Origin of the sequence: Dactylosporangium sp. CA-139066, assembly GCF_050936175.1 — a bacterium.
Taxonomy (GTDB): Bacteria; Actinomycetota; Actinomycetes; order Mycobacteriales; family Micromonosporaceae; genus Dactylosporangium.
In genome coordinates, this window is sequence record NZ_JBNJNH010000001.1 from 262,980 (window position 1) to 285,295 (window position 22,316).

The following is a 22,316-nucleotide window of genomic DNA, read 5'->3' on the forward strand; positions in this document are numbered from 1 at the left end:
CAACTGGCGATCTTTGAGACCATGTTGCGCACCTTCAAGCGGTACGTCCTTGCCCCTACGCTCGCCGTCGCCGCCACGCTGGCCATGGCCGCCACCCCGGCCGACGCCGCCGTCGTGAGCGTCCGCGTCAAGGGCTCGCTCGCCGCCCGGTCCGGCGCCGCCAACTGGTTCGGCCAGACGCGGACGATCAAGAACGGCAAGAAGGTGACCGTCACCTGCCGGGCGAGCGGGCAGTACCTGCGCGGCAACGTGCGCCGCACCGCCCAGTGGGACCGCACCGCCGCCGGCGACTACATCTCCCACGCCTACGCCTCGGGCAGCCCGAAGCTGCCGGTCTGCGCCGCGCCGCCGCCCGCCCCGGCCGTGACGCCGGCCCCGGTCGCCGCCGTACCGGCCGGCCCGACCGGCACCATGACCAACGAGCAGTTCCTGGCCGCGTCGATCCCGGCCGCCCAGCAGAGCCAGCGCGACACCCGCGTCCCGACGTCGGTCACCCTCGCCCAGGCGATCCTGGAGTCCGGCTGGGGCCGCAGCTCGCTGTCGGCCACCGACCGGAACTTCTTCGGCATGAAATGCTTCAACAACGCCCCCGGCCAGTACGCCGCCGGCTGCAAGGCCTACACCACCCAGGAGTGCACCGCCGCGGGTGTGTGCAGCACGACGGTGGCGACGTTCCGCACCTACAACGCCTCGGTCGACTCCTTCCGCGACCACGGCGCGAGCCTGCGCTCGCTGTCGCGCTACGCGGCCGCCTTCAACTACACGAGCGACCCGAACCAGTTCATCGCCGAGGTCCACAAGGCCGGCTACGCGACGGACCCGCAGTACACGACGAAGGTCGTCGCGCTGATGACGAAGTACAACCTGTACCAGTACGACCTGGCTCTGTAGGCCGTCTGAGCAGCGGCGGAACGTACCCAACCTCCCTCGGGTAAGGATTGGGTACACCACGAACGGCGGCGGTCACGCCGGGCCACCCCCCGTGATCGGCCGCCGCCGGCCTCGTTCCGAGCGCGCGATCTACGAGCGACCTTGTACGGTCGACCGCCTTCGGCCACTAGTGCACGTACTGAGATCCGTCCGAGCGCTGGCATTGAACCGCTCAGCGTCCGACTTTCGTTCGAAATGGGCCGTTCGTTCGTCGCCGGAATCGTCGGTCCATGCGACGCGCCAGCGTTTGCCGCGCCCGTTCCGTTTCGATGGAAGGCGAGTTCCGTCCGGCCCGCGCCCGCTGAGATACCACAGGTCGTGCAGGGTCATGGTTATGCCGCCTGGTTCTCTAGCCAGGTGTGGACGTCCGCCTCCCGGAATTGGAGGTGACGCCCGACTTTGAACGCCCACGGCCCGATGCTGCGGTAGCGCCACCGATAAATAGTCGCGGGCGGCAGCCGAAGGAAGGCGGCCAGCTCTTCGACGGTCCAGGAGTTGGTCCTCCCGCCCCACAGCGCGTGCACCGTCCTTGCCGGTGTTGCTCACCTTGGGCGGCCAAACTGCCAGATCCAGTGGAGCCGAAGTTCTGAAACAGGTCACGTTTTCGCCATGTGCGGGCAAATGGTCCGGCCAGGCTAATCGGAGCCTGCGCGGGTTGCTCGCCCTCACCCCATATTGCAGCCATTCAGGAATGGGACGCATGTCGCCAAGGTGAGAACAAGAAGTGATGAAATCACGATGTATCCGACTTTACGTTCATTTCTGCCCGGACTGCTGCTGCGACTCTGAGACTCTAGAAAAAGCATTGCGATTGCAAGTAGGAAAAGGCCACAACAGAGCCAGGCGATGGGGTCAGGGCCTCGCACGTGACATTCGATTGCTAGCAACACTGGCTTCCCCTAGGCGTACCCTCGGCATGGACGCGCTTAAGTGCGAGTAGCACTCTACCAGTGTGCCGTTTCATATCGAACCAGGCATTTCGGCGGCAGGGTGTGCTAATAACCCGCGATACGCCGGTCCTCCGAGCGAATTCGCCTGCCGCTGTACCGCGTCACATCTCGTCGCTTGCCCAAACGCCAAACAGCGGTGCATTGCGACAGTCGGCCCGCGTTGATGCTGCTGGCGCTCGCGACTGTTGGGCTTCTTGTGTCCGTACGGCTCTCCGTCCATGCCGCGAACGCCTACGTCACGCCGGGTCGGACGCCTTGTCTAAGCAGCCTGGTCAAGGTGTCGAGTCAGAGTGTCGGGCTCCACTTGATCCGTTTCGGATCAGCGTCAGATGATGCGTGACAGCTCCGGCTAGACGATCTTCGTGGTGCGAGCGTAGGCGACGTTGCCGTGGCGACAATCGCAGTTGCCCGGTGCTGTTGGTTGTGGTGCAGGGAGGCATTGCGCCAGGAGTGGGGACGGGGGCGTGGGTGGGGAAGGAGCGGACGAAGTCCGTCGAGTTGCTGCTCACTATTGACGACGAGCTCGAGGTGGAACGCGCGCTGCTGGGCGCCTACCCCAGCGTGGTCTTTGTCGATCAGCGTGGGTGGACCCGAACTCGCCACCGGCGCGGTCGTCGATTGCCGAATGCTCTGGACACGTCACGATCTGGAACACACCGTGATCCACCCGACGATCGGTTGTAGCCGACGTGAGACCGGTGTCGTCGATGGTCCTGCAGTGGGTCCGGTCATCCAGTGGCTTCGTTGCAGGCTCGACGACTCCGGCGTCCTGCACGCCGGCCGCTGGGCAGCCTCCTTCAACACCGACATGACCCGGTTCGTCGCCGACATGTGGCGGATTGTGGTGAAGAAGACGACGAACGCGCTGGTTCGAGCGGGGAGCATTGACGGACCGGTCTGCCGCAACGCAGCCGAACGGCGCTTCCACGTCGGACAACACGCCATGGCACTGGCGACCTCCGGCGTCATTACGCTGGCATCCAACCGGATGCGACTGCAACGCCGTCACGAACGCCAGGCCCACCGCCCGGCCGGTAGCCCGGCGCACCACGGTCGCGAGCACGCAGTACCGGGAATGGTCGTCCACTCCGGTGATGACCTACGCCTCGGTGCCGCCGGCGAGCATCACCCCGCCGACGATGTCCATCTGCCACAGCTCCATCGGCCGGTCCCACTGCCAACGGGTGTAGTCCTGCCGACGCCGACCACGCGGCACCGCGTCGACCAGGCCGTGGCGGACCAGCAATCGGCAGATTGTGCTCAATGACGGGACCGGGCCCGGGACAGTCTTTGCGGCCCAGCTCGAACTCGATACGCCGCTGCCCCCACCGCGGATGCTGGCGGCGCAGCTCACAGATCGCCGCCTCAACCGCCGGCGACGTCTGCGCCGGATGCGCATGAGGCCGATGCGACCCGTCAGCCAGCCCATCCAAGCCCAGCGTTCGGTACCAGCCCAACCAGCGATGCACCGCCTGCCGCGACACCCCGAGCCGCTCGGCAACCTCTGTCACCGGCACCCCGGCCTCAACCTCCAGCACGGCGCGATACCGCTATTCCGTCATGGTCAACTCCACCAGCCCTCGGCGGAGTGCCACGCATCAAGTGAAGTCAACCTGTAACGGATCAAGCGGAGTCCGACAGGTGTCGAGTCAGAGTGTCGAGTCAGAGCTGTGTGAGAACATTCTGTACGGGGTCAAGGCGCCGCTGACGCGGCGCACCGCGGCGCTCCGGGGTCGCTCCGCGACCTGCCGCTTCGGCTTCGCCTACGCGGCAGGCAAGCCCCGGCGCCCGCACCGGAATCAGCGACGGCAAACCGCGATAGACACAACGAAGCCCCCGCCCGCCGGCGAGACGGAGGACCAGGGCGTCAACGTCGATCGGTGGAGCAACTCGTGCTCTGAGCGGAACTTGCGGTGCGGCAACACCCTCCCCGCCGCCATCTTCTCTTGCGTGATGGCCCAGCTTGTCAAGGTCGTTCGTCCGGTAGGGCGCTCCACCTTGACAAGCTGGGCCATCACGAGAACCTGGCACCGGTGAGGGCGCCGCCGCGGTCTGAGGCTGGGCCGTAAGCAGCGGCAACGCCCGCTCGGTGGCGCGAAGTTGACACGTACGTGTCAAAACAAGCAACCCCATTGCCCGACGCCTCGCTGTCCGGTGGGGGCACCACCGATGGGCTTTGAGACAGCCCGCGATTGCGGGTACGGTCGGTCGCTTGAACTTGAAAGGTACGGCTGTCTTCTAGATTTGCTGAAAGGTCGCGTTACTGCGGCAAGAGATTCGAGTTGTCATGAGGCAGATTATGCGTCTGTCGTTGGCTGTATGCCGCACTCGAAAGATGAAACGATGAGTTGCCGCAATCCTTCCAATACTGTCTGCCAGCCAATAGAATCTGCGTCTTGCTTGCGTTCCACCCCTCGATGAGGATGCCTGGCTGGCTCAACTCGAATTCGCAATAAAGTAGCTTACTCTCGCGCCCGCCGAGGACGAAATTCGTCGCAATTGTTGCAAGCTTGCCATCCGGACTAAATGCCGGGTATGTGCGCACGCAGGGGATCGTGTGGGTTATCCCTTCGTTGTGCACCTTCAAACGCAATGCGGTCACGCCACGTGTTTTCGGGCCCAAGTTTGTAAGGACGACTGGGAGTAGGATTCGCGTCCGACCGCCCACTTCCGTAGCAAAGAAAGCGCGTGGTCGGTCGGCGACTACGGCGCCTGCTCGCCAATTGTTCCACCAAAATGTGGCGACGGTGAAGACCAGAGCAAATATCGATATCGCGGGCGATGCTATATCCTTAAACGACAGGCCGTCGTCTGCCTTGGCGGCCTGCGCTACTATGATGTGTAGCATGCGACGGGGGAGACGATAAGGACCGGTCCGGCCAAGCTTAGCTGATCGGGTGCGACAGGATTTCCGAGTCCTTCAGGAACATTCTGGAGCATCTGCACCATCGCATTCCGCATCACCGACGTTCCGGAGGAGGAGCTTCTCAGGCTTTTCGGCACTGATTTAGTTAGTGCGAGGAGGTCGATGTCCTTTCCGGCTGGAATCACCTTGTTGATGGTTCCGAAGACGGTCAGTTCGCCACCTAATTCCTCTGCGTCGCCATCGACGTAAACGTCTTCGGCGTTGAATAGAACGGCGACGTTGCTGCCGTCCCTGTCGGAGACTATCGGGATAACCTTTGCCTCCGCTGAGTTGCCTCCGAATAGCGCAAGCACGAGGTCCAATTGCCTCAAGGCCTCGCTATCCATATCTTGACCCATCTGCGGGCCGAATTGTTTCAGCATTCCGCCTAGTTGGAGAACCGAGTCAAGAAGGCTCGCGACCGGGGAGGGGGTAAACGTTCGGGTTACCTCGACGACGGAACCTTTCTTGACGTCAAGAGTAAGGTCCGTGAATTCATCAAACTCTTGGATATGCGTCGCCAAGTTATCGTACAGACGAGAAAATGCATGGCGATTAGCAAGACTTACCACGCGTTGCTTAGTCAAACTCCGAACTTCCTCGCCTTCGTTAGCAGCTCGATCAAATTGAGGCAGTCCCGTGCCGGTCTCTTTGCTGTTTTGCTGATGCGTTTCCGTTTCTTCTGACCACTGCGATGATTCGAAGGTCGAGAGGTAATCATATAGTCGGGCTGTATTGAGGTATCGGTAGTTTCGTAGCTGGGGAATTGTCATTTCCTCTCCCTTATGCGAGCGACTGGCGGGACACTGTACATCACTAGGCGAGTTGTTCGAGTTGAAACATGATCGGACGTTCGGTCGAAATTTGCCGATATCCGGACGGCCCGCAGCCCACGGGCGGCGGACGCCAGCAAGTCGGGAAGTATGATCGCGTCTTCTAGTCCCAAGGACTTCAGACCACCAAGATCGACCGGTGTAGTGCGGGTGCGGAACGCCAGCCGCTCTATCGCGCAAGATCGTTAAGCCCAATGCCCTGGCCGACAGCAGCGTTGACAGCAACCGCCACGTACGGCGACGACCGTCACCACCGGCACCCGACTCGATGACCGCGGGACCGAACCGTCCCGACCGATGCCGCGATGGTGCCTTCTAATCCTCGGATCTCACATCAAGATCGGCTGGTACGGCTCCGGTACAGAACGCCGTCTATAGCACTACGAACTGATGAGAAGCGACGGAAGCCGTAGCGGCAGCTCACCGCCGTTGTCCGGAGTGCTCGCCCATGTGGGCGGCCCAGCGCTGGAAGTGCAACCTGTACCAGTACGACCTGGCGCTCCAGGCCGTCCGCCTACCCCACGCCGTTCCCGGTGTCACTGTCCGGTAGCGGAAGCGATGGCATGCCTGGGATTCGCCGGTCGTAGCGTTCGATCTCCAGCTCGGCCTTGCGCACCTCCAGTGCGGCCTGCCGGTTCTGCTCCTCGACCAGCTTCGCCTTCGCCTGCTCCAGCTTGGCCTTCTCCTTGGCCATCGCCAACTTGAATTCGTGCCGGCGGGACTGGAGGTGCTTTACGAACGCGGCGGTGCTGCCGCCGAAGAAGAACAGGAATATGACGATGTACCAGAACACCTCGTCCAACTTCACTGCACCCCGTAGGTCGGATAGGCCCGCCTGGCCACCATACGGGGATCTGTCCAGTTCGATGGTCGCTGTTTCGCGGCGCGTAACCGGGCTGGGTGCGGGGGCGTGCCACCATGGCGGCGTGAACGGGTGGTGGTACGCCGCGGCGGTCATGTTCGCCATCAGCACGGTGCTCTGGCTGCGCGCGGGCGTGCGGCTCGCGGCGGCGAACCCTTCCGCGCGGCTGCCGTACTTCGGCCGGCCGCCGAACCAGCCCGGCGGGAACGAGTGGCTGCAGGTCCTCGCCCTGGGGTTGCTGGCCGGCGGGGTGCAGTTCGTCGCACAGGGGTTCTGGCGCAGCGGGTACGGCAACGTCTACAACGTCCTGTGGGGCCTGCCCTTCGCGGGCGTCGTGATCGTGGTTGGCCTGGTGCCGTACGTCCGGCACAACCGCCGGCGGCGCCGCTAGGTCTGGTCGCGTGAGCTTTGCGCGCGCCGTCTAGAGTGGCGGCCGTGGCGAAGCGGGGGATGATCGTCGTCGTGGCGGCGGCGCTGATGGTGGGCACCGCGGGCTGCACCGGGCAGCCGGGCGAGGCCCAGCGGCCGTCGGCGTGTGAGGCGTCGCTGCAGGCCGGCGAGGCCAAGGTGTTCACCGACCGCTGGGACCCGGCGGCGGAGCTGCCGGACGTCGGCGAGTACGCCGAGATTCACTGGCAGGTGCGCGCCGCCGGGGACCCGTGCGACCGCGCCGTCGGGCCGACCGACTGGCGCTACCAGGGCGTGCTCAAGCTGCGGCCGGAGGACGCCAAGGTCCTGGCCGGGATGTACGACTGGGGGGCCGCCGACCCGTCGCCGGACCCGCAAGACCTCGACGATCCGACGCAGATGTGGGATGCGCTCAAGCCGTTCGTCCCCGCCGGCGTGCACTGGCACAACAGCCATTTCTACGACGAGGAGGAGCCGCAGGCCCGCTGGCGCAGCTTCTACTTCGACCCCGACCTCGCGGTGGCCTGGTTCGCGATGTACGACCACTGAGCGATGTACGACCACTGAGCGATGTACGACCACTGAGCGATGTACGACCACTGACGACTGCGAGTTGTGAACAAAGTTAAACAATTCACTGTTCGACATTGTTCGATGGCGTAACACTGTCACACACTGGGCGTTCCAGACCCGTCCGCCAACGGGAGTGTGTGCATGTATCGATCCATCCTCCGCCCTCGGCGAGCCCTGCTCGCCGTCTGTGTGGCTCTGCTCGCCGCCGGGCTCGGGGCCGCGCCGGCCGCCGCCCGGGAGTCCGGTGACGCCGTCGTGCCGTCCAACGACGCGAGCCGCGGGCTCAACTACGACGGTTTCAAGGCCGGCGCCGGCCGGTGCAAGGGGCTGCTCGAGCTCAAGAACGTGCCGGGGGCCTGCACGCACGGGCCCGACGCCGCGTTCGCCGGGTTCGACGTCTCGCGCTCCGTCGCGCCGATCGCCCCCGCCGCCGTGAGGGCCGACGCCGCCGCGCCGCTGAGCGTGGTCTGCGACGGTGACGGGCAGAGCGGCTACCGCGTCCAGGTGCTGTACATCCACGGCTCCGGCAACGCCGACCGCTACAGCCAGTATCTCGCCTCGATCCGCACGTGGACGTCCGGCGTGGACGACATCTACAGCGCGAGCGCGGCGCAGACCGGCGGCGTGCGGCACATCCGGTTCGACACCGACAGCGGCTGCAACATCAGCGTGACCGACGTGGCCATCGCCAACAGCGCGCTCAGCGACTTCGGCAACTCGGTCAACGCGATCAAGGCGCAGGGGTACAACCGGACCGACCGCAAGTACCTCATGTACGTCGACGCCACCGCCCTGTGCGGCGTCGCCTACGTGACGCTGGACGACCAGCCCGGGCAGAACAACGCCAACAACTCCGGGGCCAGCTACAGCCGCGTCGACTCGGGCTGCTGGGCCGCGGGGCCGGCGGCGCACGAGCTCACCCACGCCATGGGCGCGGTCATGAGCAGCTCGCCGAACCACACCGCCTACGGGCACTGCACCGACGACTACGACATCATGTGCTACAACGACGGGCCGGGCACCGTCCTGCGCGTCGTGTGCACCGACCAGGCCCAGGACAACCGCCTGGACTGCAACAAGGACGACTACTTCAACACCAACCCGCCGGCCGGCTCCTACCTGGCCACGCACTGGAACACCGCCAACAACCGGTTCCTGCTCACCAGCGGGGGCGGGGGCGGCGGCTCGCACACCGGGACCGTGAACCTCGTGCAGCTCGGCAAGTGCGTCGACGTGAGTGGGTCGGGCACCGCCAACGGCACGAAGATCCAGATCTGGACGTGCAACGGCACCGGCGCCCAGCAGTGGACGCTGCCCGGCGACGGCACCGTTCGAGCGCTCGGCAAGTGCCTCGACGTCGCGTCCGGCGGCACGGGCAACGGCACCAAGCTGCAGCTGTGGGACTGCAACGGCACCGGCGCCCAGCAGTGGACCTACGTGTCGGCGAGCCAGGCCCTGCGCAACCCGCAGTCCGGCCGCTGCCTCGACGATCCTTCCAGCAGTACCACCGATGGAACCCAGCTGCAGATCTGGGACTGCAACGCCACCAATGCGCAGCGCGTGACGGTGCCAGCCTGACCGATTGGGCCCAGCCTGACCGAGTACCGCTCAGGCGGCGTCGACCGACACGAGCAGGCCCTGATTGACCGCGGCCATCAGGGCCTGCGAGCGGTTGTTGACCCGCAGCTTGCTGTACAGCCGCGAGACGTAGGTCTTCACCGTCGCCTCGGACACGGCGAGGCGCTGCGCGATCGTCGGCAGGCTCAGCCCGTCGCGCATCAGCGACAGCACCTCCTGCTCCCGCTGGCTCAGCAGGCCGGTCTGGCCGCGCCGCCGCGACAGCGCGGAGGACAGCCCGGGCGCGGTGAACGAGTGCGGCGCGACGGCGGCGTGGCGGATGGCGGCGAGCACCGAGGAGATCGGGGCGGCCTTCGTGACGTACGCCGAGAGCCCGGCGTCCAGCGCCCGGTACAGCAGGTTGTCGTCGCTCACCGCGCTCAGCAGTACCACGCCCAGGTCGGGGCTGGTGGCGCGCAGCCGGCGGGCCAGCGTGATCCCGTCGGTGTCGGCCAGCGACGCGTCGATCGTCACGACGTTGGCGCCGGTCTCGGCCACGACGCGCTCGGCGTCGGCGGCGCTGCCGGCCTCGCCGACGAGCGTGATGTCGGGAACCGTGGCCACGACGCGGTTGAGTCCGAGCCGGAGAAGGACGTGTTCGTCGACGGCGACCAGTCGGATCGTCATCAAAGGGCTCCCTAAAGGTGGCGTGGCCAGGCGTTTTCCGTTTGCCTGACCAGCGTCGCAAGGGGCAGCGCGGGCCGGGAAGGTGCTGCAATGGACCTGCGCTCGTCCGCACCCGTGCTGCACCGCACGACAATCGGACACCGGTGGACACCGTCCCCATTTAGGGTGGAGTTCGTGTCCGACGTGGTGACCCGGGTCCGTGAGATCTGCCTGGCGATGCCGGGCGTGAGCGAGCATGTCAGCCATGGCACCCCGCTGTTCAAGCGCGGGCGCAAGGCGTTCGTGCAGGTGTGGCCGGACGGGCACCACCAGAACCAGTTCCCGCACCTGTGGTGCGCGGCGCCGGAGGGCGTGCAGGAGCTCCTGATCGCCCAGGATCCGCGGGTGTACTTCCGGCCGCCCTACGTCGGACACCGGGGCTGGATCGGCGTGGACCTGCGCGCCGCCGACTGGGACGACGTGGAGGAGCTGATCGAGGCGGCCTACGCGACCGTCGCCTGAGGCAGCGTGACGCGCACGGTGGTACCGCCGCCCGGGGTCTCGTCGATGATCGAGGCACTGCTGCTCATCGCGCCGACGGTAGGTCGGCGAAGGTGCAGGGGAGCGTGATCCGGACGGTGACGCCCGGGCGGTCGACGGAGGTGATCATCGTGCCTCCGTGCCGCGCGGCGATCTCCCGCCCGAGCATCAGGGCCAGGGCGCCCGTCCGGTACTCCTCCGGCCGCTGCGGATGCGGGATGCGCATCGACAGCAGCCGTTCGGCGGTGAGCCCGGCCTCGGACGCGACGGACACCACGACGCTCCAGCGCCCGTTCGCGAACCGGGCGGCGACGGCGGGCGGCCCGACGATCGCGGCGACCTGTACGGCGGTGTGGAAGAGCTCGTGCAGCAGCTCCCGATCGCCCGGCAGGTCGGGGCCGGGGCCGGCATCCAGCGGTACACCCGGAAAATCCAGCAGCTCGTCCAGCCGCAGCGGGGCCAGGTCCAGCGGCGCCTCCGCCGTCTCCAGGCGCGTGAGCAGCAGCAGGTCGGCGACCAGCACCTGCATGCGCTCGGCGTTGCGCCGGATCACCCCGAGCGCGGCCTGGCGGTCCTCCGGCTCCAGCGCGATCGCGTCGTCGCCCGCCTCGAGCATCGTGGCGAACGTGACGATCGAGGTCAGCGGGGTGCGCAGCTCGTGCGAGGCAACCCGGATGAACTCGGTGCGCAGCTGCGACAGCTCGGTCAGCAGCCGGTGCCGCTCGGGCAGGTCCGGGTCCGCGGTGGCGCGCAGGTAAAGCTCGGCATCGGGCGGCGAGCGGTGCGCCAGCGGGCGGAGGGCGACGGCGCCGGGGCAGCGCCGCAGCGCGGTGCGCACCTCGCGGCCGTCGCGGTGCAGCAGCGGCACGTCGAGCTCCACGCCCTCGGGCAGCTCGGTGCCCCGCAGCCGCGGCGGCAACAGCAGCTCGGCGAACTCGGCGCCCAGCGCGCGGGATCGTTCGTAGCCAAACAGATCCGTCGCCGCGGGCGGCCAGGCACGGATGACCCCGCGCTCGTCGATCGCGATCTCGGCCGGCGGGCCGGCCCGTTCGTCGTTCATGCAGCCCCGCTCGTCCTCCGGAAACGTTACAGGACATGTCATTACATTGCGTAGAATACGGGCGTACCGACAGTAAGCGACAAATGCCGCGGACGCTGCCGGCGAGGAGTGCTTTGCGTGGAGAGACCGACCGCCTGGTCGACACCGGCCTGATCGAGGGTGCCGTGGTCGACCTGGTGGTGCGTGCGGCGAACGCGGCCACCGTGGTGGACGCGCTACGGCTCGTTGCCGAGCTCCGCGGCTTCTCCGGCGTGCGCTCGGCCGACATCGTGCCGGCGCTGGCCCCGGCCGTGGGCGAGCTCGACCTGCTCGACCGGCTGCCCGTCGGGCCCGCCCAGTGGGGCCAGGAGCTGCGGGTCGAGTTCAGCGCCGCGCCGGCCCGGACCGAGCTGCTCGCCGCCGCCTCCGAGATCGCCGCCGCGGCGGACCGGGCGCTCGGCCAGCCGTGCCGCGCGGTGTCCCCGCCGCCGATGCAGGGCTCGCCGCTGGCGTGGGCCATCACCGCCGGCGCCCGCGCGATAATCGTCAGCGTCGAGCCGGGCCGCGGCTGGAGCGCGCTGTCGGACTCGTTCAGCACGGTGCTCGGCTACGACCGGCACCGCCCGCCCGACTTCCGCCTGCTCGACATCGTGCACCCCGACGACCGGCCCGCGGCCGTGGCCCTGTTCCTGGCCTGCTGCGCCGGTCGCCAGCCCGAGCGGGCGACCGACCTGCGCGTGTGCACCGTCAACGGCCGGTGGAGAACCATCGAGGTCGCCGCGCGCAGCTTCGTCGACGACGCCGACGTCGGTGCCGTCGTCTTCTTCGGCCTCGACGTCACCGCGCAGCGCGACGCCGAGCGCACCGCCCGCATCGAGCAGCAGCGCCTCGCCCGGCTCGTCGAGACCATGGACGACGGGCTGCTCATGCTCGACGACCAGGGCCACGTGTGCCTGGCCAACCGGGCCGCGCACCGGCTGCTCGACACCGGCGTGCTCGACGTCAGCCCGGAGCACGACCCCGACGACGCCGAGCCGCTGGACTGGGCCGCGGTCATCGAGCGCACCATCGCCCGGCTCGGCCCGGAGGCGTTCCGGGTCGACCGGCTGCGCGCCGGCTTCCGCTCCCGCCGCGCCGTCGTCGGCGAGGAGCTGTGCTTCGAGGACGGCCGGGTGCTCGAGCTCGACCTCGTGCCGGTCACCGCACCGACCCGCCTGGGCGGGTCGGCCGACGGCGGCACGCTCATCCACCTGCGCGACGTGACCGCCCGCGTCGCCGTGCGGCGCGGCCTGGAGGAGCGCAGCCGGGGCCTGGAGGAGCGCAACCAGGCGCTGGTGGAGGCGACCGCGCTCAACAACGAGTTCATCGCCAGCGTCTCGCACGAGCTGCGCGGCCCGCTGTCCTCGGTGGTGGCGTTCTCGCACCTGCTCGGCGACAGCACCAGCGGCGAGCTGTCGGAGGACCAGCGCACGTACCTCTCCGTCATCGACCGTAACGCCAACCGCCTGCTGCGCCTCATCGAGGACCTGCTGCTGCTGTCCCGCCTGGAGGCGCGCACCCTGCAGCTCAAGCCGATCCCGACCCGCCTGCCCGACCTGCTCGGCGTCGCGGTGGCCGAGCGGCTGCCGGCGGCACGGGCGGCCGGCATCGACCTGAGCCTGGAGTGCGACGAAGGCCCGGAGATCGTCTGCGACGACACCCGCGTGCACCAGGTCGTCGACAACCTCGTGAGCAACGCGGTGAAGTTCACGCCGAGCGGCGGGCGGGTGGCGGTCAAGGCCTGGCCCGGCCCGGAGGACGAGGGCTGGTCGGTGTCGGTCGCCGACTCCGGCGTCGGCATCCCCGCGGCGGACCTGCCGCGGCTGTTCAGCGCGTTTTTCCGCGGCTCCAACGTGACCGCGGCGGTCGGGCGGCAGGTCATGCCCGGGACGGGGCTCGGGCTGGTCGTCAGCCGGGCCATCGTCGAGTTACACGGCGGCAGCATCAGCGTCGCCAGCACTGAAGGGGTCGGCACGACGGTCACGCTGTCGTTGCCCACGCGACCGGCACGGAATGGGGGATGATCGTGAGCCGACTTCTCGTCGTCGAGGACGATCCTGATATCGCCATGGCACTGCGCCTGCTCCTCACGCGCGCCGGGCATCAGGTCGCACACGCCAAGGACGGCCGCACCGGCCTCCGCGACGCGTACACCGAGCGCCCCGAGCTGGTGATCCTGGACATCGGCCTGCCCGGCATGGACGGCTGGCAGGTCCTGGAGCGGCTGCGCGACGTGAGCGACGTGCCCGTGCTGCTGCTCACGGCGCACGGCCAGGAGTCGGACAAGGTCCGCGGCCTGCGCGGCGGCGCCGACGACTACCTCACCAAGCCGTTCACCAACGCCGAGCTCGTCGCCCGGGTCGAGGCGCTGCTGCGGCGCAGCGCCGGGCCGGCATCGTGGGCGGACGAGGTGTACGACGACGGCGTCCTGCGCATCGACCCGGCCGCCCGCCGCACGTTCGTGGCCGGCGACGAGGTGCGCCTGACCCCGACGGAGTTCCGGCTCCTCAACGTCCTGGTCCGCCACGCCGGCGCGGTGCTGTCGCCCAACCAGCTGCTGGCCCAGGCGTGGGACGACCCGACCGGCATCGGCCCGGAGCGCGTGAAGTTCGCGGTGCTGCGGCTGCGGCGCAAGCTCGGCTGGACCGATCCGGACGCCTCGCCGATCGAGTCGGTGCGCGGCTTCGGCTACCGCTACCGCCGTCCGGTCATGGACCGGGCTGAGTAAACCCACCCGCACCCGGGCGGGAACGGGACCGGCGACTCGCTCGGATCAACCTTGTAGCTGTCACCCACCGCCCACGAAATGAGTCGTACATGATCGACCTCTCCGCCGACGGTCACGTCCACACCGCGTTCTCGTCCGGCCGCGACAGCGTCAGCGTGCTCGTCGCCGCGGCCGAGCAGGCCGGCCTGACGGAGCTCACGTTCGCCGACCGGGTCGGGCCGGACACCAGCTGGCTGCCGCCGTACCTCTCGTCGATCCAGCGGGCCCAGCAGCGCACCGACCTGGTCCTGCGCCGCGGCGTGGAGGTCGAGGCGATCGGCATCGACGGGTGGCTCGCGTTCCCGTCGGACCTGAGCGGGCTCGAGGTCATCTCGGTCGGGTTCAACCGGCTGCCGCTGCCGGCCGGCCTGCTCAGCCCCGACGCGGTCCGGACCCAGATCGACGCCGGCGCCATGCGCGCCCTCGACGTTGTCGACCAGGTCGTCACCGTCACCGGGCTGGCCGTCGAGCGCGTCTCCCGCTACGCGCCGACCCGCCTGGCCCGGCCGCTGGACTTCCTGATCCGCGCCGGCATCGAGGAGTCGGCCGTGCCCGACACGGCCATCGCCGAGCTCGTCGAGGCGTGCCGGGTCAACGGCACCGTCGTGGAGATCAGCGAGCGGCACCGCCTGCCGGGGCTCCGGCTGGTCCAGGCCTGCATCGAGCAGGGCGTCCGGCTGGCCGCGGCGAGCGACGCCGTGCGGGCCGGCGAGGTCGGCCATTACCGGTACGTCCGCGAGATCGCCGACGCCGTCCAGCACTCGCCCGCCGCCGCCTGAGCACCCGCATCGGACCCGCCGTGGTTAGCCCGAAATCGGCTAATTGCGGCGGGTCCGGCATTTAGGATCAAGTTGTGCCGAAGGATCGCGAACTCGTGCTCGTCTCCCTGTTGCAGGAGGCGACGCGGATCGCGAACGAAGCCGACGACATCCGCGACGCCGGGCTGCCGGTGATCAACGCGGTCTGCGCGGCGACCGGCTGGCCGGTGGGGCACCTGTGCCTGCCCGACGAGCGCGACCGCCGCACGTTCGTCTCCACCGATGTGTGGCACGAGGACGTACCCGGCGAGTTCGCCGAGCTGCGCAAGGCCAGCGAGGACGTGCGCTTCCCGTACGGCGCCGGGGTCGTGGGGCGCGCGGCGAAGACCGGCCGGCCGCAGTGGATCGCCGACGTCGCCCACGAGACCTCGTTCGTGCGGCCCAGCGTCGCCGGGGTCGGCGCGGCGATCGCCTTCCCCATCACCGGCCGCGGCGTCGTCGCCGCGGTGCTGGAGTTCTTCACCCGCGCGCCGGCCGAGCCCGACGCCGGGCTGCTGGAGATCATGGCCGACGTCGGCATCCAGCTCGGCCGGGTCGCGGACCGCATGGCGGCCCGGCAGGCGCTGCTGTTCGGCTCGCAGCGGCTGGAGCGGATCCTCGACAGCTGCGTCGAGGCGTTCGTGGCCATGGACGACAGCGGAATGATCACCTCCTGGAACGCGGCCGCGGAGAAGGTCTTCGGGCTGTCCAAGGAGGAGGCGATCGGGCGGCGGCTGGCCGACACGATCGTGCCCCCGCAGTACCGCGAGGCGCACCACCTCGGCGTCGGGCGCTTCCTGACGACGGGGGAGAAGCGGGTCCTCGACAACCGCATCGAGATCACCGCGTGGCACGCCAACGGCTACGAGTTCCCGGTGGAACTGGCCGTGTGGGCCGTCCAGGACCCGATGATGGGCTGGACGTTCAACGCGTTCGTGCACGACATCACCGACCGCAAGCGCACCGAGGACGCGCTGCGCCACGCGTACGAGCACGAGCGCGAGGCGGTGTCCCGGCTGCGCGAGCTCGACGTGGCCAAGAGCGACTTCGTGGCGACGGTGTCGCACGAGTTCCGCACGCCGCTGACGAACGTCATCGGCCACCTCGAGGTGCTGACCTCCGGCGACGCGGGGCCGCTGACCCCGGCCCAGATGCGCATGCTCGGCGTGATCGGCCGCAACTCCGACCGGCTGCGCGCCCTCATCGAGGACATGCTCACCATCTCCAAGGTCGAGGCCGGCGTCTTCGACCTGGACCTGCGCGCCACCGACCTGCACGAGGTGCTCAGCGCCGCCTGCGCCGCCGTCGAGCCGCGGGCCAAGCGGCGCGGGCACCGCCTGGTGCTCAGCGTGGAGGGCCGGCTCGGCACGGTCGAGGCCGACCCCGAGCAGCTGCAGCGGGCGCTGTCCAACCTGCTCATCAACGGCGTCAACTTCACGCCGGACGGCGGCCTGGTCGAGCTCGACGCGCGCATCGACGGCGAGCGGGTGGAGATCAGGGTCCGCGACAACGGCGTCGGCATCGACCCCGACGAGCAGCCGCAGCTGTTCACCCGGTTCTTCCGCGGCACGTTCGCGGTCCGCGAGGCGGTGCAGGGCGCGGGCCTCGGCCTGGCGATCACCAAGACCATTGTGGAGGGTCACGGCGGGGAGATCTCGGTGGAGAGCCTCGTCGGGCACGGCACCACGTTCACGATCCGGATCCCGCGGGAGCGTCCGGTCTGGCTCTAGCCGTCGCCGCCGGCGGCTCCGGTGCCGGTTCGAAGGGCTGCGTCTGTACCGTCTGGAAGCCCGTCCGCGTCATCTCGCCCCACACGTGCTTGCCGCCCCGGATCGCCGACCACATGCCCATGGTCCGCCACAGCGCGGTCAGCTGGCGGTAGCCGACGTTCTCCAGGATCGAGGCGAGCACCGAGGCGACCAGGTCCGTCCACCGGTGGTAACGGTGGAACGAGTACTCCTCGACGGTGAGCGCGATGAGGTTCAGCAGCAGCGCGTAGCCGTAGGCGACCGAGACGAACACGAGCGCGAAGCCGGCGTCGACCGCGCCGACGTAGAGCCCGAGCGGCACCAGTACCACGCCGGCCAGCTCGATCACCGGGGCCAGCAGCTCGAACAGCACGTAGTAGGGCATCGCGACGAGCCCGATCCGGCCGTACCGCGGGTTCGCGATCATCCCGCGGTGCTTGCTGAGGATCTCGGTGATGCCGCGGTGCCATCGGCGGCGCTGCTTGCCGAGAACCTTGAGCGTGCTCGGCGCCTCGCTCCAGGACACCGGTTCGGCGACGAAGACGATCCGATAGTCGCGCTTCTGCCGGCGCAGGTGCCGGTGCAGGCGCACCACGAGCTCCGCGTCCTCGCCGATGCAGTCGTGGGCCAGGCCGCCGACCTCGACGAGCAGGTCGCGGCGGAAGATGCCGAACGCGCCGGAGATGATGAGCAGCCCGCCGATGCGCGACCAGCCGGTGCGCCCGAGCAGGAACGCCCGCAGGTACTCGACGACCTGCACGCGGGGCAGCCACGTGCGCGGCATGCGGACGTCGACGATGCGGCCGGCCACGACGGTGCAGCCGTTCGCGACCCGGATGACGCCGCCGGAGGCGACAGTCCGCACCGGGTCGTCGGAGAACGGCTTGGCGACGGACAGCAGCGCCTGCGGGTCGAGGATGGAGTCGGCGTCGACCATGCACACCAACGGGTACTGCGCGACGTTGATGCCGGTGTTGAGCGCGTCGGTCTTGCCGCCGTTCTCCTTGCGCACCACCACGAGCGGGTCGGGCCGGTCGCGGGGCACGTGGATGGAGACGATGCCGCCGCGGGTCGGGGTGGCGTCGGGCACCACGCGGGGGACCTCGACGAGCCCGAACTCCTCCTGCAGCCGCTCGAAGGTGTCGTCGTCGGAGCCGTCGTCGATGACGATGACCTCGAAGACCGGGTAGCGCAGGGCCAGCATCGCCTGGACCGACTGCACGATGCCGGCCGATTCGTTGTACGCCGGGACGAGCACCGAGACGGGCTGGGTGAGCGGGCTGCGGTACGTCTCCTCGTGCCCGGCGAAGGGGACCCGCCGCAGATGGTGCACGAACTCGCGGCCGGCCAGCACGATGAGCACCAGGTAGCTGCTGTTGATGAGCAGGAAGTACGTGAGGATGAAGACGTCCGTGACCCGCAGGACGTCCCGAATAATTTCGGCCGTCATGGGACCTCAGCGCGCTGCTGTGCCCCCGCGAGGGTCTGCTTGCGGTGGTCGTCCAACTCGGCGGCGGCGAGTGCCTCGCGGGCGTGGGCGGCGCTGAGCAGCACCTCCGGGTCCGGGCCGGCGTCGGGCTCGGCGCTGTGGCGGGGGCGCACGTGCGCGCGGTGCTCGGCGGCCACCAGCGCGGCCCGGCCGGCGTTGCCCAGCCGGAGCAGGGAGCGCGCGGCGTTGTGGGCGACCGCGTAGTCCGGGTCGGCCAGCAGCGCCGACAGCGCCGGCGCCGCGGTCACCGCGCCGAGCTCGCCCAGCGCGCGGGCGGCCTCGGCCCGCAGTACCGGCGGCCGGTCCTCCTCCAGCGCGTCCAGCAGCGGCGCCAGGGCCGTGCGGGTGCCGAGCCGGCCGAGGCTGCGCGCCGCGCTGACCCGGACCTCGACGGCCGGGTCGGCCCGCAGGGCGCTCTCCACCCGCACGGTCGCACCCACCGCGCCGATGAGCCCGAGCACCTCCGCCGCGGTCGCGCGCACCGGCGTGCGCGGGTCGTCCAGCGCGGCCAGCAGCGCGTTCTGCGCGGAGGTGCCGAGCCGGGTGAGCGCGGTCGCCACCACGTGCGCCGGCACCGGGCGGCGGCTGGGCAGCGTGGCGAGCAGCGGCTGGGTCGCGCCGGCGTCGCCGATGCGCCCGAGCGAGCGGGCGGCGACCACGCGCACGTCCGGGTCGGGGTCGCTGAGCAGGTCGCACAGCGGCAGCAGCGCGTCCTTGCGCCCGAGGTTGCCCAGCACCTCGGCGGCCGTCGCCCGGGCCACCGGGTCGCGCCGCTTGAGTTGGCTGCGGGCCCGCCAGGCGGCGCCGCGGCGCTCGAAGACGTCCACGAGCGTGGCGTGCGCCTCGCCGCGGACCTTGCCCAGCAGCGCGACGGCGTTGGGCTCGACGGCGAGCCAGACCTCCTCGGGCAGCCCGACCAGCTCGTCGACCTGTGCGGGGTCGTCGTCGCCGGCGGCGATGGCCAGCAGCAGCTGGCGGGCGGGCCTGGCCAGGCGGGCGCGCCGGGCCTCGCGGGCGCGGCGCGCGGTCCGCCCCCCGACGATGAGGCCGGCCAGGACGAGCGCGGCGAACAGCACGAAGAACAACGCCACCAGGGCGGCGCCGGCGAGCGTCACGTGCGCATGCGGGCCAGGACCGCCTCGACCCGGCTCACCAACTCCCGCGGGCTGAACGGTTTGACGATGTAGTCGTCGGCGCCGGCCCCGAAGCCGACCTCGACGTCGCCCTCCTGGGCGCGCGCGGTGAGCAGGATGATCGGCAGGGCCTTCGTGCCCTGTTCCTGGCGCAGCTGGCGGCACACGTCGATGCCCGACATGCCGGGCATCATGACGTCCAGGACCACCAGGTCCGGCGGGTTCTCGGTGGCCGCGGTCAGCGCGGCGAGGCCGTTGTCGACGGCCACCACGTCGTAGCCCGCCTGCTCCAGCTTGAAGGCGACGAGGTCCCTGATGTCCATGTCGTCGTCGGCGACCAGGATCGCGGTCATAGGTCGGCCCGCTCCTCTCAACCGTTGCCGGATTTTCAGCATATGCGGCTTTTTGCCGGAGATCCGCCGGATGGCAAAAGGGCGCCGGCCGTCCGGCCGGCGCCCCGCTTGGACGGTGTCGTTACAGGTCGTGCTGCTGACGCAGGCGCGCGCTGTGGTCGTCGGCGTGCTGCATCGGCCCCAGGTTGCCGTTCGGCGGCGCGGGCTGGACGGGCCGCTCGTTGGAGGGGTGCGTGAGCCCGGAGGCCGACGCGATGCCGCGGGCGATGCTCGCCACGCTCGGGCGGGGCTTCTTCTCGGCCTTCTCCTCGGCCGGCTCCTCGGCCTCCGCCGCCTTGGCCGCCGCCTCCTCGCAGAACCGCTTGAAGCCCTTGAGGTCGGACTTCAGCCGGCGGTTGAGGACCTCCGCGGCGTGCTGCTCGCTCGGCATCAGCTCGCGGGCGTCGATCTGCAGCTCGGCGATCACGCGGGTCATGTCGTCGGCCATCGGCTCCAGGCGCAGCGCCTCGATGACCTGCGGGCCGTCCATCGCCTCCCAGCACAGGAACTCGTCCGTGCGGGTCTCGGTGATCCGGGCGTCGAACTCGGCCCGGTTGCCGCCGATGTCGAGGACCATGTGCGCGGTCGAGGCGTCGATCGGCGCCAGGCTCATGATGCCGGACATGAACTGCGAGTAGTTCTCGAAGTGGGTCAGCTGCTCGTAGGCGACCGCCACCGGTACGGCCACCTCGATCGACTCTCTGGCGGTGCTCATGGTGGTCCCCCTTGCCGTCTCAGCTGGTAGATGCCCACACCGTACGTCTGATTCGCCCCGATTGAGGGTGATTCGTGGAAAACATGAAAGGCCCCCGCCGGGCTCGGCGGGGGCCTTCGGTCATGCGGCGATTCAGAGGCTGAGCGTCCAGCCGGTCAGGGTGCCCGCGTCGCCCGCGAACACGTCCTTGACCTGCAGGGTCCAGGTGCCGTTGCGGACCTCGCTGGACAGGTCGACCTTGAACGTGGCCGTGGCGAACGCGTTGTCGTCACCGGAGGTCGAGCTCTTCACCTTGTAGTCGGTGCCGTCCGGCGCGATCAGGTCGACGCGCAGGTCGCCGCGGTCCCGGTGGTTGATCGTGACCTTGATGCCGGCCGTCTTCGAGCCGGCGCCGGCGCAGCCGGCGACCACGAGCCGGCTGGCGGCGGTGCCCGGGTCCGGGATCGAGACCTTGGCGGTGCTGGTCACGGTGCAGGCGGCCGGGGTGGCCGGCGTGGTGGGGTTGGCCGGCGTGGTCGGGTCGGCCGGGGTCGTGGGGTCGGCCGGGGTCGTCGGCGGGGTCGTCGGCGTGGCCGGCGTCTCGGTGCCGCCGTTGCCGAGCGTCGCGGTGTACAGCAGCTTGTTCGGCGAGCCGCTGCCCGCGTTCTTCACCGCGCCGTTGGTGGCGGCCGCGACGAGCGCGTCACGCACCTGCTGCGGGGTGGCCGTCGGGTGCGCGGCCAGGTACAGCGCCGCGGCGCCGGCCACGTGCGGGGTCGCCATCGAGGTGCCGCTCATCCGCTGGGTGGCGGTGTTGGAGGAGTTGGAGCTCGAGGTGATGTTCGAGCCCGGGGCGAAGATGTCGATGCAGGTGCCGAAGTTCGAGTAGCTCGCGCGGGCGTCGGTGTTGTCGGTCGCGCCGACGGTGATCGCCTCCGGCAGGCGCGCCGGGGACTTGGTGCAGGCGTTGGCGGAGTCGTTGCCGCCGGCGACCGCGTAGGTCACGCCGGACGCGATCGACTTCTTCACCGCGTTGTCGAGCGTGACGCCCGCCGAGCCGCCGAGGCTCATGTTGGCCACGGCCGGCTTCACCGCGTTCTTGGTGACCCAGTCGACGCCGGCGATGATCTGCGAGTAGGAGCCGCTGCCGGAGCAGTCGAGCACGCGCACGGCCACGATCTTGACGTCCTTGGCCACGCCGTAGGTCTTGCCGCCGACGGTGCCGGCGACGTGGGTGCCGTGGCCCTGGCAGTCGCTCGCGTCCGCGTCGTTGTCGACGAAGTCGTAGCCGGAGCGGGCCCGGCCGCCGAACTCGCTGTGGGTCAGGCGGACGCCCGTGTCGATGATGTACGCCGTGACGTTGCTCGCCGGCCCGTACGTGTAGGTCCCGTTGAGCGGCAGCGCCGCCTGGTCGATGCGGTCGATGCCCCAGGTGGCGCCGGTCTGCGACGACTCGATCGAGACCTTGCGGTCCTGCTCGACGTAGGCGACGGCCGGGTCGGCGGCGAGGCGGCGGGCGGCGGTGGCGCTCATGTGCCCGGAGAAACCGCGCACCGCGCTGCTGAACCGGTCCTCGACCTTGCCGCCGACCTTGTCGGCGAGCGCGTCCGAGGTGGTCGTCGTGCCGTCCTTCATGACCACGATGTACTGGTCCTTGAGCGCGCCGGCGGCGTCCGTTCCCTGCACGGCGCCCTCGGCCGGCGCGGCCGCGGCGGCACCGGCGAAGGTGAAGGCGGTGGCGGCCGTGGCGGCGGCGCCGAAGAAGATTCCGGTAATGGCGCGACGGGCGATGTTCTTCGTCATTATGTCTGCATCCCTTTACGGTTAGCCGGCATTCGTAGCGTCATTGGTGACCTGCCGTGATTCGTTATTGCATTTCCTTGCTGAAATAAGATTGCGGTGCGCGGGTGGCGCTCGCGGGACCCCGCCGGGAGCAGCCCGGTTGCCGGCATTCCGTTTCGCGCTCAGCCCCTTGCGTCACGCTCGGTTGCCAA

Annotated in this window: 21 protein-coding genes and 1 pseudogene; 10 read left to right on the top strand and 12 right to left on the bottom strand. The window is 69.4% G+C overall.

Annotated elements, in window-relative coordinates; genetic code table 11:
- The first annotated feature begins 21 nt into the window (after nt 1-21).
- Nucleotides 22-891, top strand: coding sequence for a sporangiospore maturation cell wall hydrolase GsmA (gsmA, locus tag ACQEVU_RS01230; RefSeq protein WP_433319190.1), 870 nt, complete (start codon nt 22-24; stop codon nt 889-891).
- Between the two features lie 371 nt (nt 892-1,262).
- Here gsmA and ACQEVU_RS01235 read toward each other — a convergent pair whose 3' ends face one another.
- On the bottom strand, nt 1,263-1,454 hold the full coding sequence (locus ACQEVU_RS01235; protein ID WP_433319193.1) for a helix-turn-helix domain-containing protein: 192 nt from the start codon (nt 1,452-1,454) through the stop codon (nt 1,263-1,265).
- Nucleotides 1,455-2,448: 994 nt separating this feature from the next.
- On the opposite strand from ACQEVU_RS01235, the gene ACQEVU_RS01240 reads away from it, so the two are divergent.
- Nucleotides 2,449-3,147 carry a hypothetical protein gene (locus ACQEVU_RS01240; protein ID WP_433335352.1) on the top strand — a complete coding sequence of 233 codons (699 nt, stop codon included), beginning with the start codon at nt 2,449-2,451 and terminating at the stop codon, nt 3,145-3,147.
- An 88-nt stretch (nt 3,148-3,235) separates the two neighbouring features.
- Here ACQEVU_RS01240 and ACQEVU_RS01245 read toward each other — a convergent pair.
- From ACQEVU_RS01245 to ACQEVU_RS01260, 4 genes and pseudogenes are all read right to left on the bottom strand, one after another.
- Nucleotides 3,236-3,418 (bottom strand): annotated as a pseudogene (locus ACQEVU_RS01245) (helix-turn-helix domain-containing protein); the annotation flags it as partial.
- Nucleotides 3,419-4,140: 722 nt separating this feature from the next.
- Nucleotides 4,141-4,482 carry a hypothetical protein gene (locus ACQEVU_RS01250; RefSeq protein WP_433319196.1) on the bottom strand — a complete coding sequence of 114 codons (342 nt, stop codon included), beginning with the start codon at nt 4,480-4,482 and terminating at the stop codon, nt 4,141-4,143.
- 230 nt (nt 4,483-4,712) lie between these two features.
- A complete protein-coding gene (locus tag ACQEVU_RS01255; RefSeq protein WP_433319199.1) occupies nt 4,713-5,558 on the bottom strand; it encodes a DUF6414 family protein in 846 nt (281 codons plus the stop codon).
- A gap of 574 nt (nt 5,559-6,132) precedes the next feature.
- A complete protein-coding gene (locus ACQEVU_RS01260) occupies nt 6,133-6,420 on the bottom strand; it encodes a hypothetical protein (RefSeq protein WP_433319202.1) in 288 nt (95 codons plus the stop codon).
- A 124-nt stretch (nt 6,421-6,544) separates the two neighbouring features.
- Here ACQEVU_RS01260 and ACQEVU_RS01265 point away from each other — a divergent pair, with 124 nt between their 5' ends.
- The 3 genes from ACQEVU_RS01265 (at nt 6,545) to ACQEVU_RS01275 (ending at nt 9,039) form a co-directional block, all read left to right on the top strand.
- Nucleotides 6,545-6,871, top strand: a complete 327-nt coding sequence (locus ACQEVU_RS01265) for a hypothetical protein (RefSeq protein WP_433319205.1) — start codon at nt 6,545-6,547, stop codon at nt 6,869-6,871.
- A 44-nt stretch (nt 6,872-6,915) separates the two neighbouring features.
- On the top strand, nt 6,916-7,437 hold the full coding sequence (locus ACQEVU_RS01270; RefSeq protein ID WP_433319207.1) for a hypothetical protein: 522 nt from the start codon (nt 6,916-6,918) through the stop codon (nt 7,435-7,437).
- A 165-nt stretch (nt 7,438-7,602) separates the two neighbouring features.
- The gene (locus ACQEVU_RS01275; RefSeq protein ID WP_433319210.1) at nt 7,603-9,039 is read left to right on the top strand and encodes a ricin-type beta-trefoil lectin domain protein; all 1,437 of its coding nucleotides are present in this window, start codon (nt 7,603-7,605) and stop codon (nt 9,037-9,039) included.
- A gap of 30 nt (nt 9,040-9,069) precedes the next feature.
- On the opposite strand, the gene ACQEVU_RS01280 is transcribed toward ACQEVU_RS01275, so the two are convergent.
- Entirely contained in the window at nt 9,070-9,705 is a 636-nt protein-coding gene (locus ACQEVU_RS01280; RefSeq protein WP_433319213.1) for a response regulator transcription factor, read from the bottom strand.
- Nucleotides 9,706-9,879: 174 nt separating this feature from the next.
- On the opposite strand from ACQEVU_RS01280, the gene ACQEVU_RS01285 reads away from it, so the two are divergent.
- Nucleotides 9,880-10,206 carry an MmcQ/YjbR family DNA-binding protein gene (locus tag ACQEVU_RS01285; protein WP_433319216.1) on the top strand — a complete coding sequence of 109 codons (327 nt, stop codon included), beginning with the start codon at nt 9,880-9,882 and terminating at the stop codon, nt 10,204-10,206.
- 64 nt (nt 10,207-10,270) lie between these two features.
- Here ACQEVU_RS01285 and ACQEVU_RS01290 read toward each other — a convergent pair whose 3' ends face one another.
- On the bottom strand, nt 10,271-11,284 hold the full coding sequence (locus ACQEVU_RS01290; RefSeq protein ID WP_433319219.1) for a PAS domain-containing sensor histidine kinase: 1,014 nt from the start codon (nt 11,282-11,284) through the stop codon (nt 10,271-10,273).
- Between the two features lie 113 nt (nt 11,285-11,397).
- Between ACQEVU_RS01290 and ACQEVU_RS01295 the strand changes: the two genes are divergently transcribed.
- The 4 genes from ACQEVU_RS01295 (at nt 11,398) to ACQEVU_RS01310 (ending at nt 16,596) form a co-directional block, all read left to right on the top strand.
- Complete coding sequence (locus ACQEVU_RS01295) at nt 11,398-13,326, top strand: PAS domain-containing sensor histidine kinase (RefSeq protein ID WP_433319222.1); 1,929 nt, start codon at nt 11,398-11,400, stop codon at nt 13,324-13,326.
- Complete coding sequence (locus tag ACQEVU_RS01300; protein WP_246655778.1) at nt 13,323-14,030, top strand: response regulator transcription factor; 708 nt, start codon at nt 13,323-13,325, stop codon at nt 14,028-14,030. Before ACQEVU_RS01295 ends, ACQEVU_RS01300 begins: the two co-directional genes overlap by 4 nt.
- A gap of 89 nt (nt 14,031-14,119) precedes the next feature.
- The gene (locus tag ACQEVU_RS01305) at nt 14,120-14,848 is read left to right on the top strand and encodes a hydrolase (protein WP_433319226.1); all 729 of its coding nucleotides are present in this window, start codon (nt 14,120-14,122) and stop codon (nt 14,846-14,848) included.
- Between the two features lie 74 nt (nt 14,849-14,922).
- The gene (locus ACQEVU_RS01310; protein WP_433319227.1) at nt 14,923-16,596 is read left to right on the top strand and encodes an ATP-binding protein; all 1,674 of its coding nucleotides are present in this window, start codon (nt 14,923-14,925) and stop codon (nt 16,594-16,596) included.
- Here ACQEVU_RS01310 and ACQEVU_RS01315 read toward each other — a convergent pair.
- The 5 genes from ACQEVU_RS01315 to ACQEVU_RS01335 form a co-directional block, all read right to left on the bottom strand.
- Nucleotides 16,556-18,064: a glycosyltransferase family 2 protein gene (locus ACQEVU_RS01315; RefSeq protein ID WP_433319230.1), complete on the bottom strand. Its 1,509-nt coding sequence runs from the start codon at nt 18,062-18,064 to the stop codon at nt 16,556-16,558. The genes ACQEVU_RS01310 and ACQEVU_RS01315 overlap by 41 nt on opposite strands.
- Complete coding sequence (locus tag ACQEVU_RS01320; protein WP_433319233.1) at nt 18,061-19,218, bottom strand: HEAT repeat domain-containing protein; 1,158 nt, start codon at nt 19,216-19,218, stop codon at nt 18,061-18,063. The genes ACQEVU_RS01315 and ACQEVU_RS01320 overlap by 4 nt, the downstream gene beginning before the upstream one ends.
- Nucleotides 19,215-19,589: a response regulator transcription factor gene (locus tag ACQEVU_RS01325; RefSeq protein WP_432978563.1), complete on the bottom strand. Its 375-nt coding sequence runs from the start codon at nt 19,587-19,589 to the stop codon at nt 19,215-19,217. Before ACQEVU_RS01325 ends, ACQEVU_RS01320 begins: the two co-directional genes overlap by 4 nt.
- A 121-nt stretch (nt 19,590-19,710) precedes the next feature.
- The gene (locus ACQEVU_RS01330; RefSeq protein WP_433319236.1) at nt 19,711-20,343 is read right to left on the bottom strand and encodes an SRPBCC family protein; all 633 of its coding nucleotides are present in this window, start codon (nt 20,341-20,343) and stop codon (nt 19,711-19,713) included.
- Nucleotides 20,344-20,475: 132 nt separating this feature from the next.
- Nucleotides 20,476-22,125: a S8 family serine peptidase gene (locus ACQEVU_RS01335; RefSeq protein ID WP_433319239.1), complete on the bottom strand. Its 1,650-nt coding sequence runs from the start codon at nt 22,123-22,125 to the stop codon at nt 20,476-20,478.
- Between the last annotated feature and the right edge of the window lie 191 nt (nt 22,126-22,316).

Excerpts from the sequence above, each read along its gene's own strand:
- gsmA (WP_433319190.1), top strand. The coding sequence starts at position 22 with ATGTTGCGCACCTTCAAGCGGTACGTCCTTGCCCCTACGCTCGCCGTC.
- ACQEVU_RS01255 (WP_433319199.1), bottom strand. The coding sequence starts at position 5,558 with ATGACAATTCCCCAGCTACGAAACTACCGATACCTCAATACAGCCCGA.
- ACQEVU_RS01275 (WP_433319210.1), top strand. The coding sequence starts at position 7,603 with ATGTATCGATCCATCCTCCGCCCTCGGCGAGCCCTGCTCGCCGTCTGT.
- ACQEVU_RS01280 (WP_433319213.1), bottom strand. The coding sequence starts at position 9,705 with ATGACGATCCGACTGGTCGCCGTCGACGAACACGTCCTTCTCCGGCTC.
- ACQEVU_RS01290 (WP_433319219.1), bottom strand. The coding sequence starts at position 11,284 with ATGAACGACGAACGGGCCGGCCCGCCGGCCGAGATCGCGATCGACGAG.
- ACQEVU_RS01300 (WP_246655778.1), top strand. The coding sequence starts at position 13,323 with ATGATCGTGAGCCGACTTCTCGTCGTCGAGGACGATCCTGATATCGCC.
- ACQEVU_RS01305 (WP_433319226.1), top strand. The coding sequence starts at position 14,120 with ATGATCGACCTCTCCGCCGACGGTCACGTCCACACCGCGTTCTCGTCC.
- ACQEVU_RS01315 (WP_433319230.1), bottom strand. The coding sequence starts at position 18,064 with ATGACGGCCGAAATTATTCGGGACGTCCTGCGGGTCACGGACGTCTTC.
- ACQEVU_RS01325 (WP_432978563.1), bottom strand. The coding sequence starts at position 19,589 with ATGACCGCGATCCTGGTCGCCGACGACGACATGGACATCAGGGACCTC.
- ACQEVU_RS01330 (WP_433319236.1), bottom strand. The coding sequence starts at position 20,343 with ATGAGCACCGCCAGAGAGTCGATCGAGGTGGCCGTACCGGTGGCGGTC.
- ACQEVU_RS01335 (WP_433319239.1), bottom strand. The coding sequence starts at position 22,125 with ATGACGAAGAACATCGCCCGTCGCGCCATTACCGGAATCTTCTTCGGC.